This is a genomic window from Thermophilibacter mediterraneus (assembly GCF_900119385.1).
GTDB lineage: Bacteria > Actinomycetota > Coriobacteriia > Coriobacteriales > Atopobiaceae > Thermophilibacter > Thermophilibacter mediterraneus.
The window spans coordinates 13,684-27,079 of sequence record NZ_FPKO01000009.1 but is presented as its reverse complement, the minus strand read 5'-3'; the positions used below and the strand labels follow the sequence as shown (position 1 = coordinate 27,079).

Annotated in this window: 8 protein-coding genes and 1 tRNA gene; 6 read left to right on the top strand and 3 right to left on the bottom strand. The window is 67.4% G+C overall.

The genetic code is table 11. The features are described from left to right. Positions 1–14: 14 nt before the first annotated feature. The 6 genes from BQ7106_RS04820 to BQ7106_RS04795 all read left to right on the top strand — a co-directional run bounded on the left by BQ7106_RS04820 (position 15) and on the right by BQ7106_RS04795 (position 8,218). Entirely contained in the window at positions 15–578 is a 564-nt protein-coding gene (locus BQ7106_RS04820) for a HEAT repeat domain-containing protein (protein ID WP_072372183.1), read from the top strand. A gap of 129 nt (positions 579–707) precedes the next feature. Beyond that, on the top strand, positions 708–1,724 hold the full coding sequence (locus tag BQ7106_RS10985; protein ID WP_072372180.1) for a SurA N-terminal domain-containing protein: 1,017 nt from the start codon (positions 708–710) through the stop codon (positions 1,722–1,724). Then, on the top strand, positions 1,724–2,914 hold the full coding sequence (locus BQ7106_RS04810) for a purine-nucleoside phosphorylase (protein WP_072372176.1): 1,191 nt from the start codon (positions 1,724–1,726) through the stop codon (positions 2,912–2,914). The genes BQ7106_RS10985 and BQ7106_RS04810 overlap by 1 nt, the downstream gene beginning before the upstream one ends. 106 nt (positions 2,915–3,020) lie before the next feature. Then, positions 3,021–3,096, top strand: a tRNA-Thr gene (locus tag BQ7106_RS04805). A 295-nt stretch (positions 3,097–3,391) separates the two neighbouring features. Further along, positions 3,392–3,826, top strand: a complete 435-nt coding sequence (locus BQ7106_RS11435) for a MarR family transcriptional regulator (protein WP_072372173.1) — start codon at positions 3,392–3,394, stop codon at positions 3,824–3,826. A gap of 102 nt (positions 3,827–3,928) precedes the next feature. Next, a complete protein-coding gene (locus tag BQ7106_RS04795) occupies positions 3,929–8,218 on the top strand; it encodes an S-layer homology domain-containing protein (protein ID WP_129583802.1) in 4,290 nt (1,429 codons plus the stop codon). A 166-nt stretch (positions 8,219–8,384) separates the two neighbouring features. On the opposite strand, the gene BQ7106_RS04790 is transcribed toward BQ7106_RS04795, so the two are convergent. The 3 genes from BQ7106_RS04790 to BQ7106_RS04780 form a co-directional block, all read right to left on the bottom strand. After that, positions 8,385–8,735, bottom strand: coding sequence for a DUF6508 domain-containing protein (locus BQ7106_RS04790; protein ID WP_072372166.1), 351 nt, complete (start codon positions 8,733–8,735; stop codon positions 8,385–8,387). Positions 8,736–9,209: 474 nt separating this feature from the next. Continuing rightward, entirely contained in the window at positions 9,210–11,855 is a 2,646-nt protein-coding gene (locus BQ7106_RS04785; RefSeq protein ID WP_072372163.1) for a transglutaminase-like domain-containing protein, read from the bottom strand. Next, the gene (locus BQ7106_RS04780; protein ID WP_240307441.1) at positions 11,852–13,192 is read right to left on the bottom strand and encodes an alpha-L-fucosidase; all 1,341 of its coding nucleotides are present in this window, start codon (positions 13,190–13,192) and stop codon (positions 11,852–11,854) included. Before BQ7106_RS04780 ends, BQ7106_RS04785 begins: the two co-directional genes overlap by 4 nt. Positions 13,193–13,396 lie beyond the last annotated feature (204 nt).

The following is a 13,396-nucleotide window of genomic DNA, read 5'->3' as shown; positions in this document are numbered from 1 at the left end:
AAGGACACGCAAGCATGGCAGACATCGAAACCCCGAACATCTCGGGCCTCGTCGAGGAGCTCTCCGGCTCGAGCAGGCGACGCCGCCAGGAGGTCGCCCACACGATCGCCCTCGCCGCGCACAGCAACCCCGCCGTGGTGAAGCCCCACGTCGAGGCCCTCATCGACGCCCTGTTCCGCCCCGAGGCCCAGACGCGCTGGGAGATCCTCGACGCGCTCACCGACATCGCCCAGAGCGACCCCGACGCCGTGGCGGACGCCTTTGACGGCGCGGAGGCCTCCCTGTTCGACGACGGGTCGGCGACGGTGCGCCTCGCGGCGTTCAAGTTCCTGTGCCGCCTCGGATCGACCTCCCCGGAGCGCTCCGACGAGGTCTGGCCCCTCATCGACGAGGCCATCCAGTGCTATCACGGCGACGCCGAGTACCGCGACATGCTCGCGGCGCTGCTCGGCCTCGCCGAGGGCAGCCCGTCCGAGGACACCAAGCGCGCGCTCGCGGCGCGCGTGGGCTTTGACACCAAGAACGGTGCCGGCTACATCAAGTCCTTCTCCAACGAGATCCTTCAAGCTCTCTCGTAGGATTGTGCCGGTCCCGCGGAGCGTGCGAACGGGGCTCCGCGCGCGGGCCGGCGGGGCATAGCATCGTAGCATTCGTGCAGGTGACGGGCGCGTCCGTGGGGCGCGTCCGGTATGAGTGGGAGGGTACCAATGGCAGGTAAGCGCGACGAGCTCGCCCAGGGCGGCGACGAGAGGGACGAGCAGTCCCCGGTCGAGCAGGGGCCCGCAGACGGCGAGAAGGACGTGAGGGACGAGAAGGACGGCGCGGCCGACGACGCCCTCGCCGCGGACGCGGAGGGCTCTGACGGCCCTGACGGCGCCCCCGCGCCCCGCCGCACGCTCTCGACGCCCATCTGGGTGGCCGTGTGCGTGATCGCGCTCGTCGCGGGCGTGGCGCTCGGGCACTTCGGGCTCGGGGGCGCGTCCACCATCGCACTTGAGGGCAAGACCTCGCTCTCGTCAAGCGAACTCGACAGCACCATCGCGACCTACACGTTCGATGGCGTCACGACCAACGTGACCGCGCGCGAGGTCATCACGAGCGGAGGCTCGGAGCTCGACACCGCCCTCAACGACGACGGCTCCTACAGCGTGCCCGCCGCCGCCAACGTGCTCGTCTACGCGCAGAACGAGATCATCCTCCAGGACGCCGAGCGCCGCGGCATCACGGCGAGCGACGACGAGCTCTCCTCGTACGCGGAGCAGACCCTCGGCAGCTCCGACATCGCGAGCATCGCCGAGAGCTACGGCATGGACGAGGAGTCCGTGCGCGCCATGCTCGAGCAGCGCGTCCTCGTGGAGAAGCTGCGCGACGCCGTCTGCGAGACCGAGCTCCCCGACCAGCCCAGCGCGCCGACCGAGCCCGAGGAGGGCGCCGAGGACACCCCCACCGCCGAGTACGCCAGCTACATCATCGCCCTTCTCGGCGACGAGTGGGACAGCGAGACGGGGACGTGGGCGCGCACGGACGGCAGCTACTACGCCACGCTCTCGTCCTACGAGATCACCGCGGACTCCGCCACCTACGCCGCCGCCGAGGCCGCCTACAACGTCGCCTCGAGCCTCTACTCCGAGGCGTACTCGCAGGTGAGCGACGAGTGGCAGACCTACACGCGCAACCTGCTGTCGGGCGCGACCATCCAGATCGGCTCGCTGGTGGCGTCGTGATGCGCGTCGCGATAAGCTCGTGCCTGCTTGGCGCCCCCGTCCGCTACGACGGGGGCTCCAAGCCCATCTCGGAGGTGATTGAGCTCGCGCAGAAGGTCGAGGTCGTGCGCGTGTGCCCAGAGACAGCGAGCGGGCTGCCCGTCCCGAGGCCCCCGGCCGAGCAGCGAGAGGGAAGGGTGTACCTCTCCGACGGGCGCGACGTGACGCGCGAGTTCGACCTCGGGGCGCGCCGGTGCCTGGACGCGCTGGGACGCTCGCCGGTCTCCTTGGCCGTGCTCAAGGCAAAGAGCCCCTCCTGCGGGGTCGGACTCGTCTACGATGGGACGTATTCTGGAAGACTTGTTCCGGGCCGCGGCGTCTTTGCCGCGCGGCTCGAGGAGGAGGGGGTCTGCGTGGTCACCGAGGACACCGTGAAGTCGTGCAAGCCGAGCGTCGAGCATCCCGTCGCCATCGTGCTGGGGTCGGGCCTCGGGCACCTGGGCAGCCTCGTGCGCCCGGTTCGCAGGATCGACTACCGCGACATCGAGGGCTTCCCGATGTCGGCGAAGCCCGTCGAGGGGCATCGCTTCGAGGCCACGGTGGGAACGATCGACGACGTGCCCGTGGTCGTGTACCCGGGCCGCATCCACCTCTACCAGGGCTACAGCGCGGCGGAGGTGACGGCGCTCGTGCGCCACGCGCACCATCTGGGCTGCCGCGACATCGTCTTTGCGTGCGCGACCGGGGCGGTGCCGGGGCAGGCGCACGTGGGCCTTGGCATCCTCACCGACCAGATCAACCTCACGGGGCGCAACCCGCTCGCGGAGTGGGACGGCCTGCGCGACGTCGAGAGCCCCTTCGTGGACATGAACGACGCCTACTCGCCCTACCTGCGGACGCTCGCGCGCGGCGTTGCGGACGACCTCGGCATCGCCGTGGAGGAGGGCGTCTACGCGGGGGTGCTCGGCCCGTGCTTCGAGACGCCGGCCGAGGTGGCGGCGCTGCGCACGCTCGGCGTCTCCTACGTGGGCATGAGCACGGTGTGCGAGGTGATCATGGCGCGTGCCCTCGACATGAACGTGCTCGGGCTCACGCTGGCCGCCAACGAGTCCGGCGCCACCGGCGTCTCTCACGAGAGCGTCCTCGAGGCGGCCGGTCGGCACGCCGAGGACTTCGAGCGCCTCGTGCGCGGCGTGCTGCGCCTGCTCTAGCGTCGAGTGCGGGCGTCGGGCGGCGCACGTGCGCGCGACAGGAGGCGCGGGGGCGAGAAAAACATGCTTGCGCGCAGACGCCGGTTCTCGTATGATTAGTGACCGCGCCAGCATAGCTCAGTTGGTAGAGCACCGCTCTCGTAAAGCGGGGGTCATCGGTTCGAGTCCGATTGCTGGCTCCAGTGATTGCAGCAGGTCAGAGGCCGTTTTTGGTCTCTGACCTGTTTTCGTGTGGCTGTGCTGAGCGCGGCTTTGCGCAAAGAGAGCGATCGGACCTTGCCGCTCGCGAGTAAGCGCAGGGGGGAACGAAGATTCGTTTCATGCCTTCTACCTGCGAGTTTCCTCAGAGTGAGCAGAAACGAAAATATACCCCCCAGTTTTCGTGTTTCGTCGGAAGCGATAAAGTTGCCTGAAAGCATTCAGGGCGCTTGACGCTAGCGCTGCGTCGGCGGCCCGAGCGACGTGGGGGAGGAGCGTATGGAGCGCCTTGACATCAAGCGCGACAGCACCGTTGCCCCGGCGTCCGCCGTGCCGATGCCCAGAATGACTCGAGCGGGGGGGGGTTCTCCCCGAGAGTCCTCGCGCCTAGGTAGCGCACATGCGGGGGCGAGCGGAGGCTCTGCCCGTGACCGCTGCTCGGAGGAAGGCCGTCGGGCATCCAGAAAGCGCGAGTTCACCAAGACCCAGGAGCAGCTTCTGCGCCTGATTGCGGCGGAGACCGCCGTGTCGGGAGGCCTCACGTGCACCAAGCGTGAGCTCGCCGAGCGCCTGGGCAGAAACGTTCAAACCATAAACAGGCTGGTCGCGGACCTACGCGATCGCGGTTACATCGAGGTAGAGATGCGCTTCGACGGCCGCGGCGGGCAGCTTCCGAGCCGCTACCGTACGACATCGCGTCGCCCGTCCAGGTGAGGGCCCGGGGCTTCGACGGGACGAACCCGAGCGCCTCGGCAGCTCGACGGAGCCCCTCCCATATGCACAGAAGGACAGCTATCGGGGGAAAGGAGACTGTCTATGAGAGAGAAGACGAGAAGAACGAGGAGGGTGAGGTGGCTCGCGGCGCTGCTCGGCGCTTTCGTGCTCGCGCTGAGCGTCATTCCGGTGACGGCGTGGGCGAAACCGGTGGAGAACTCGCTTGATGAGGTGTACGTGTCCTCTGGCGGAGACGACGAGGCTGGCGAAGGTACACAGGAAAGCCCGGTTGCCTCGCTTGCCACGGCTGTCTCTGTGGCAAAGGACAACGGCACCATCTACGTGATGGACAACCTCACCATGACGGCCCCCGCGCGGTTCTGGAACAAGCACCTCACCATCACAAGCCTTGGCGATTCCCCCGTTACCGTCTCGCGTGGCGAAAAGTTCGATACCGCGACTGACCCGGCACGGGGCGAGTACAACGGCGCCATGCTCGAGGTCGGCGGCTCCGAGTTCAGGCTCGAGTCGTCTCTGACCCTGAAGAACATCACCTTCGACGACGACTGGAAGCGCGTTGACGGCGCAACCTACTTCCTCCAGGTCGATACAGACGGTGACCAGGGCACGACGACCGTCGGTGAGGAGGTTGACGAGGAGGGCAACGTCACCCATAAGGGCACGGAGATCCCCAATTCCTCCATCGTCCAGGACGCCATAATCGCCACGTACAACAACACAGCGACGATTACCCTCGAAGAGGGCGCGACCCTGAAGAACTTCGGCGGCATGTCGGCGGTCCGGGTGTCCGGTGGGGTTCTGCATATGAAGGCCGGCAGCAAGATCGTCGACGACGCTCTCATCGAGCGGGAAAAAGGCGGGGCGATATTCGACGCAGATGGAGATCCGGTGCTCAGTTCGGGCAACCAGCCCGTTAGCGACTTTGGTCCCGCAGGCGCCATCTGGGTGCAGGGCGGGAGCATAACCGTCGATAACGGAGCGTATATCGGCGGCGCCGAGAACAACCCGATGAGCGGACGGGGCATCTACCTCGACGGCGGTACCGTGAACATGAACGGCGAAATCAGGCACATCAAGGGAACGACCGAAATGTGGCAGGGCGAGGAGGGCGTCGGCGTCCACGCCAGGAACGGGTCCACGCTGACGATTGGCTCGACGGGGACCGTGGCGGAATTGACCGACACCGCCAAGAACGGGTCTGGCGTCTACGTGCTCGTCGCCAAGCTCGACATGGACGGCGTCATCGAGGACACCGAGCTCAGGCACGCCCTGAAGATTTCCCAGACGAAGGGGGACGGCCTCCTTACGGAGATTGACGGCACCATTCGCGGCAACGTTCTGAGGGCGAGTGACGGCGGTAACGGCTACTGCATTGCCGCCGAAAACGCGAGCGTTCGCATCGGTGAGTCCTGCGTCATAGAGAGGAATAATTCTGAGGTCTCTACGGTGTACGTTCAGGCGGGAACCTCCATCGATTTCTACGGAACGATTCGCAACAACACCGCGAAGCAGTGCGGCGGCTTCCACATGTATGGAAGCTATAGCGGCGGGCGCGATATTACGGTCGACATGTTTGATGGAGCAGACATTTTGGACAATGTTGTCCAGGGCGGCTCCGACCGTGGCGGAGCAGTTTGTAGCGGCGGAACGATGGGGCCCGGTGCATCGTGGGACACGATATTTACGATGTATGGAGGACGCATCTCGGGCAACGAGTCGTCTAATGGTGCGGTGTTCGTAAGAAAGAACGGCCAGTTCAACATGGTCGGTGGCGAGATTTCTGGTAACCATGCAAATGGGGTAAAGGTCGAGAGCAATCCTGATGCTTCCGGCTCCTTCTTCGTCATGAATGGTGGCAAGATTTCTGGCAACGAGAAGAATGGCGTCTCGTACACTGCAGAAGATGCTAACTATGTTCGGATTTCCGGCGGCGAGATATGCGGCAACAAGGAGATGAACGTAGACATCTCGGGCGGTGAGCCCAAAGATGATCTTGAGAACGCACTTGTGGGCGCGGCGGTCCTGACCCAAGAGAGAGTCGTTGGGGTTGACTCTGGCGCAATTGGCCTTGACGAGGGATATGCTGATATGAAGCTGGGGAACGCCAGCTCTACCGTCAAGGACCAAATCAAGGATATGGTGACAAGTGAGACGGGCAGGGCTGACTGGGAGGCCCTGGGCATAGACCTCGGCACAACAAGAGGTGATGCAGCGGCGATATGGATCCGTCCAACCATCAGCTCTCCCCACTTTACCTTCACCCCGTCCTCCAACCCCCAGTACGAGTTCAATGGCCACGGCATCTACGTTGCCTACGTCGAGCTCAAGAGCGATGGGACCATGGCTGATAATGCCCAGCTGCACCTCCACGAGCTCAAGGGCGGAGACTCCATCGACGTGACCCTCAGGGACGCGAAGGCTAGTACGGCCTACGCCGTCATGTTCTTCAACAGCAGCGAGTACTCCCTCGTTCCCGATGACGTGACCGTCTACATCGGAGGCGGACAGGGCCAGGAGGACAACTACGACGCAACCGGCGGCTTCCCCGACTACACGCTCACCAACTGCCTCGACGAGATATCCGAGCTCACCGTTGGCGGCGAGGAAGTAAGGGGGACGCCCGACGAGAGGCTGGCCGCCCTCAGGGAACTTCTTCAGGTGAGCTACACCGACCTGGGTGGCGAGCCGGCCGAGAACGACTCGGAGCCGGGAGAGTACGTCGCCAAGCTCGCCTGGAGGGACGGCGGCGATCCCGACGTGAAAGTCAACGGCAACGACGTGTCCATCAGCAGCGAGCTCGGCGGCAGGGTCATCGTTCGCTACATCGAGAACGTGGGGGACGCCCAGGAAGGCACGAATACGCATCCCGTGCAGTCCGATCCCGTCGCGACGCCCGTGTCAGAGGTGACCGCCGTCATCCCCGAGTCGTCCGTGTTCTACACGAACGACGACGAGGACCGGCAGGTCCCTCGGGGCGGCGTCCAGATCCTCGACGACGACCTCCTCGTCGATGACGACGGCACCGACCGGCAGGGCCTTCTCGAGGACAAGGCCGAGCAGAGCGGCCTTCTCCCGGAGCTCGGCGCCAACCGCAGGTACAGCTACGAGTTCCACTACCTCGACCTCGTCGACGCCCACAACGGCAACGCGTGGGTCTCATCGGCGGAGGGCGCCACGGTCTACCTTCCGTACCCCTCCGGGGTGGACGGGAGCACCCCCGGCCTCGCCGTGATCCACTACAAGGACCTGCACAGAGAGTATGGCATCTCGGGCCAGGCCGGCGTCGAGGCGGCGATTGACGCGTGCGAGCTCGAGGACATGAGGGCGGAGTTCACCGAGAACGGAATCAAGTTTACTGTGGCGCGCTCGGGCTTCTCGCCCTTCGCGATCGTCTGGCAGACGGACGCGCCCGACGAGCCCGACACCCCCGTCACGCCGCCCTCGACCAAGTACTACGAGATCACCGCGACGGCGGGCGAGGGCGGCTCCATCAGCCCGTCCGGCACGCGCAGCTACGCCGCGGGCTCCGACGTGACGTTCACGATCACCCCCGACGAGGGCTACACCGTCGGCGACGTCACCGTCGACGGCGTGAGCTACCGCCAGCTCGGCTCCTACACCTTCGAGGACCTCGATGACGACCACACCATCTCCGTCACGTTCATGAGGGGCAGCGACCCGGCGAGCCCCGACGAGACCGGCGTCTCCGACTGGCTGAACGCCTCGGACCACGTGGCCTACCTCCACGGCTACGGCGACGGCTCCGGGAAGTTCGGCCCCGAGAACCCGATGACCCGCGCCGAGGTCGCGCAGATGTTCTACAACCTGCTGCTCGACAAGTCGATGGGCGACAGGGACGTGGCCTTCGAGGACGTCCCGGAGGGCGCCTACTACGCCGAGGCGGTGAGGGTGCTCGCCTCCCGCGGGATCCTCAACGGCACGGGCCCGACCTCCTTCGAGCCAAACCGCGCCATCACCCGCGCGGAGTTCGTGGCCATCGCCATGCGCTTCTCGAACGGCGAGTTCGAGGGCGAGAACGCCTTCGTGGACGTCCCCGAGGACGCCTGGTACCGCGACTACGTCGTGGGCGCCACGAGCTTCGGCTGGATCTACGGCTATCAGGACGGCTCCGGCCGCTTCGGCCCGGACGACACGATCACCCGCGGCCAGGCCACCATGGTGACCAACCGCATGCTGTGGCGCTCCTGCGACACGGTGTGGGCCACCGAGCACCTCGACGAGCTCAGGACGTTCGTCGACCTCGGCCGGGACCACTACGCCTTCTTCGACGTCGTCGAGGCCACCAACGCGCACGACTACGAGCGCGTCGGGGGCACCCGCTTCGAGGACTGGACCGGCCTGAGGGAGTAGTCTCCGCCCCGAGGGAGGTCCGATGGGGGAGGGGCCCCGCGAGGGGCCCCTCCCCCCGTACGTGGGCGACCCAAGGTCCTTCTCGCCCCGCCTTAATGCGCGATGCCGGCCGTCGAGGATCGGGGACCTCGGTTCCACGTCGAGGTCTCCCGCGCCCCTGCGTCTCCTAGTCGTCGAGGCCTTGGCTCTGTGAGTCGAGCTCGCGCAGCCGCCTGAGGCAGCGGGACGCGAGGCCGCTTGGGATGAACTTGTTCTCGAGGATGCCGTTGCTGAAGTGATCGGCGCGATACGCTGCCGTGAGCAGGGCGACGGCGAGCTCCGCCGGGGCATCCGTGAGGTCGGCCCTGCTCATGCTCGCCGCGGACCACTCGAGGCCGTGGCGCGCGAGCGTGTCTGCGTAGCTGTGGTCGGCGACCTCGTTGAGGTCGCGAAGGAACCCCGCGATGACACGACCGGGTTCCCTGACGTCGCCCCAGCTGTCGAACGCGTCAATGTAGCGCGTGATGTTCTCGTACATCTGCTCACTGACCCTTTCCGCACGGAGCTTGAACGGGTGGCGACCGTGCGTGTAGCGGGAGCTGGAATGCGACCCTGGCGCTCCTTCCGCCCGCGCGGGGTTGACACTTTGCCCTGTCACCAGTGTCAACACCAGTGTCAGCATTGAATTATCTACCACTAAATCGGCAACAACTGGGGTCTGGAACCGTTCCCACGGCTCGGGAGGCCCAGTTGTTGTCAATCTAGTGGTAGATAAATGCCTCGAGCGCCCGACCGCCCGCGGGCGAGGCGGGACCGCCCTCGGGCAGACGGTCCTTCTCGCCAGGTCCCGCGGCAAAACGGAGCGCCTTGCAAAAACGACCGCCACAAGGGCCCCGTTTTCGCAAGACGCTCCGCCTCGGTGACTTCGCTGCGCTCGGCGGCTGGCCTCGTCTGCCGGACCGCCGCGGGGTTGACACTTTACCCTGTCACCAATGTCATAACCGGTGTCACGTCAGAGGAGTGCCATGAGCTTGAGCATGAGGTCCACGGTGCCCACGTTGTAGCCCGCGGCGGCGTAGCGCCCGCGCAGCGCGCCGCCCTCGGGGGTCGCGAGGATGCACAGCGGCAGCTTCTCGGGGTTGACGAACATGCGGCGCGCCAGGCGCTCGGGCAGCTCGGAGAAGTCGTCGAAGGCCACGGTGACGTCCGCGACGCCCTCGAGCACGGGGAGCGTGCGGGAGAGCGTGGGGTCGGCGAGCTCGGCCTCGTCGCGCAGCACGAGCAGGAGCGCGGCGCCGGCCTCGGCGAGCCGTGCGCTCTCCTCGCGCATCTCGTTGAGGAGGTGCTCGGTGGGCTCCATGCCGGGCTCCAGGAAGGCGGTGACGATCGGCTGCCCCTCGGTCGCGGCCGAGGACGGGTCGAGCGGGTCGCCGCTGCCGTCCGCCAGCACGAAGGGCTCGACCGCGATGTCCTCGAGCATCTGGGAGACGTCGGGGTGGCGCATCACGAGCTCGACGGGGCCGTCCGCGCCCTCGATGCCGTGCTCGCCCACCTCGACCAGGCGCTCTGCGACCTGGGAGTCGCCGGAGGGGAGGCGCGCCGAGGTGGTGACGAGGTAGGTGCCCGCCGGGAGCTCGACGTGGCAGACCCCACCCTCGAACTCGGCCTTGCCCCAGAGGTCGAGGGTGGCGAAGCCGAGGCGCGGCGCGCCGGAGGGCGCGTTGTCGCGCGTGAGGCGCGCGATCGTCCAGTCGTGGAAGTATCCGAGGGGCTCCTCGCTCGCAAACGTGACGTCGGCGCCGCTCTCGGGGCGCTCCACGGGGACGAAGCCGCCCGCGCGGAAGAACTCCGCTCCCAGGTCGACGGTGTTCACGCGCGCGGGGATGCCAAAGGTGCGGCAGATGGCCACGAAGAGGGCGCGGCGGGTGAACTCGCCCGCCTGGCCTGAGACGAGCGCGCCGATCGGCGTGCCCACGAGCTTCTTCACGTGGTGGCGCACATCGAGCGAGGTCGTGGCGCAGATGTGGCTCCACACGGACATGGGGTCGGCCACGAAGCCGGCGACCTGCTCGGCGTCGAAGCGCTCGCGGATGAAGGCGCGGTAGGCGCTCAGGTGCTCGAGGTTGGCGCGCGGGCACAGGACGTAGCGGCGATAGAGGTCCTCGGCGCGCCCGGGGTCGTCGACGCCCTCGCGCGCGAGGTAGGAGAGGGCGTCTGCGTGCGCGAGGCGCGCCCCCGCCAGGTGGTCCTCGAGCACGTCGGCCGTGAGGTCGCGGAAGTCCTTCGTGGTGAGCGTGGAAAGAAGGTCCGCGCGGTCGGCGCCGTCGTCGGTGCCGAGGAAGCGCGCGACCTCGCCGGCGTTGGCAAAGGCGTGCTCGAAGAAGGGCAGGCAGGTCTCGTCGTCGCGGCCGCACGCGTGCGCGAGCTCCCGGGCCTTCGCGACGAGGCCGGCGACGCGCCTCGTGCGCATGGCGTCGGCCTCGCGCTTGCGGGCGCGGCCCGCGGCGGCCTGCTCGGGGGTGAGGGGGCGCGAGGGCGCGGGGTGGTCGGAGGGCGCGTGGACGTCGATGTCCTCCCAGCCCCCGGGCTGCTCGGCGGCCGTCACCGGGACGATCGTGACGTCGTGGTCGCGCGACGTGTCCACGATCTTCTCGGCAAGGGTGTCTCCGATGGAGGCCGCCACGCGCAGGGTGCCCTCGCCCACGACGATGCTCGCCGACCCGTCGGGGCCGGTCACGAGCGAGGCGATGTCGCGCCAGCCGGCCTCGTTGACGAGCTGCAGGCGAACTGCGGACCCCTCGACCGGGGCGCCCGAGGCGTCCGCGACGCGCACGACGAGACGGACCGTGGGGGCGTAGCGCTCCGTGAGGTTCACGATCACCTGGCTGCCCTCGCGGGCGAGCAGGTGGGCGTCGCGCTCGAAGTCGCACCCGAAGTCCCCGAACAGGCGGGTGTGGACGAGCATGGCGCGGCCCGAGGCCGCGGTGAACCAGCCGCGGTCGAGCTGCTCCTCGGGCTCGCAGGCGCCGAGGTAGTGCCACCCGTCGCCGGTGTACGCCTCGACCCAGGCGTGGTTGTCGTCGCAGTGGGCCCACCAGGGGGTGTAGAGCTGGCGGGCGGGGATGCCCACGCTGCGCAGCGCCGTCACGAGGTAGGTCGACTCCTCGCCGCAGCGGCCGTCGCCGGAGGCGAGCACGCCGAGCGGGCCCAGGGTCCTGCCGTCGGAGGCCTGGTAGGTCGCCGTCTCGCAGCACCAGTAGTTGGTCTCGAGCACGGCGGCCTCGGCGTCGAGCCCGGCGAGGCGACCCTCCAGCTGCGCGCGGAAGGTGGGCCAGGCGTCGGCGAGGGGCTCGTTGTTCACGCGGGGATAGGCCACGAAGTGCACGAAGACGTCCTCGGGGACGTCGCGGCACCAGGGGCTCTCGGCGCGCAGGAGCGCGGACTGGCGGGCAAAGGAGGCGAGGGTCTCGAGCGGGGTGTCAAAGACGTCGGTGAGGGGTAGGGTGCCGAGGTAGCTCCTCATGAGGGCGCGCTCGTCCTCGGTCTCGAGGGCGGCGAGGGCGGCCTCGATCTTCTCGGAGAGCGGGGCGAGAAGTGCCGAGCGATCCTTCAGGCGCTCGGCGGCGTAGGCGTGGAAGTCGGCGGACAGCAGGGTCATCGGGCGTTTGCCTCCTTGATCGTGACGGCGAGGACGGTGTCGACGGGATCGGGCAGGACGGGCGAGGGGCCGAGGTCGGCGAAGGCGACGTCGGGGTAGTCGCTGTGCGTCCAGCTGGTGGAGAGAAGGACCTCGGTGCCGTCGCAGAGCCGACGGATCTTCTCGATGCGGTCCTTGGGGACGCCGAGCAGCGGCACGGGGCCGAGGGCGTTCTCGTAGAGGTGGAAGTAATATGTGTTTCCGTTGCGCGTGAGGCGGCCGACCTCGGGCGGTCGGACGTCGAGGGGGCCGCCGGCGGCGGGGCCGCAGCCGTAGACGCTCGCGGAGTTGCGTCGCATCCAGCGACCGATCTCGTCGAGGATGCGGCAGGACTCGTCGGGGATGCGCCCGGTGGCGTCGGGGCCCACGTTCAAGATCATGTTGCCGCCCTTCGAGACGCACTCGACGAGCTTGTGGACCAGCAGCGACGCGGGCTTGAAGTTCTTGTCGGTGGCGTGGTAGCCCCAGTTGTCGTTCATGGTGACGCAGGACTCCCAGGCGAGCGGGCGGCCCTCGGCGTCACGGATGCCGGTCGGCGGCACGATCTTCTCGGGCGTGACGAAGTCGCCGTGGTAGGGCGTCGGGCGACACGCGGCGAGCGACCCGTAGCCCTCGCCGGAGACCTCGAGGCGGTTGTTGGTCACGACGTCGGGCTGCAGCGAGCGGACCATCTCCATGAGCTTCGTCCCGCGCCAGGCGTCGCCGCGCAGGTCGTCGTAGGAGAAGTCGAACCAGAGCAGGTCGAGCCGCCCGTAGTTGGTGCAGAGCTCGCGCACCTGCTCGTGCATGTAGTCGAGGTAGCGGTCGAAGACGCGGTCGTCGTTGCAGCCGCGCACGGGGTCGTTCCTGAAGGGCGCCTGGCGGTCGCCGTACTGGGGGAAGTCGGGGTGGTGCCAGTCGATGAGGGAGTAGTAGAGGCCCACGCGCAGCCCCTCTGCGCGGAAGGCCTCGAGGAACTCGGCCACGATGTCGCGGCCGAAGGGGGTGTTGGTCGACTTGAAGTCGGTGGTGGCGGTGTCGAAGAGGCAGAAGCCGTCATGGTGCTTGGCGGTGAGCACGGCGTAGCGCATGCCCGCCTCGCGGGCCCTTCTCGCCCAGTCGCGCGCGTCGAGCGCGGTGGGGTTGAACTCGTGGAAGTAGGGGAGGTAGTCCTCCTCGGGCATCTCCTCGTCGCTGCGCAGCCACTCGCCGCGGGCGGGGATGGCGTAGAGCCCAAAGTGGATGAACATCCCAAAGCGGTCGTGAAGGAACCACCCCATGCGCTCGTCGTAGCGCGCTCGGTCGAACTGGTATGCCACGGTGACGTCCCTCCGGTCTGTCTGGCGATCCCACAATATTAAATTGCTGTTTCGTAGCCGGCGAGCGCGTGCTTCCGCGACGTAAAAGGTTACGCCCACCTTACTGAGTCTTACGGTTGTACCCGATTTGCGCGTACCATTCAATTAGGTCACAAAAAGGCAAAAAGGGGCCCCGCGACAGGCGAGAAGGGCCTCTTCCTCGGT

Excerpts from the sequence above, each read along its gene's own strand:
- BQ7106_RS04820 (WP_072372183.1), top strand. The coding sequence starts at position 15 with ATGGCAGACATCGAAACCCCGAACATCTCGGGCCTCGTCGAGGAGCTC.
- BQ7106_RS10985 (WP_072372180.1), top strand. The coding sequence starts at position 708 with ATGGCAGGTAAGCGCGACGAGCTCGCCCAGGGCGGCGACGAGAGGGAC.
- BQ7106_RS04810 (WP_072372176.1), top strand. The coding sequence starts at position 1,724 with ATGCGCGTCGCGATAAGCTCGTGCCTGCTTGGCGCCCCCGTCCGCTAC.
- BQ7106_RS11435 (WP_072372173.1), top strand. The coding sequence starts at position 3,392 with ATGGAGCGCCTTGACATCAAGCGCGACAGCACCGTTGCCCCGGCGTCC.
- BQ7106_RS04795 (WP_129583802.1), top strand. The coding sequence starts at position 3,929 with ATGAGAGAGAAGACGAGAAGAACGAGGAGGGTGAGGTGGCTCGCGGCG.
- BQ7106_RS04790 (WP_072372166.1), bottom strand. The coding sequence starts at position 8,735 with ATGTACGAGAACATCACGCGCTACATTGACGCGTTCGACAGCTGGGGC.
- BQ7106_RS04785 (WP_072372163.1), bottom strand. The coding sequence starts at position 11,855 with ATGACCCTGCTGTCCGCCGACTTCCACGCCTACGCCGCCGAGCGCCTG.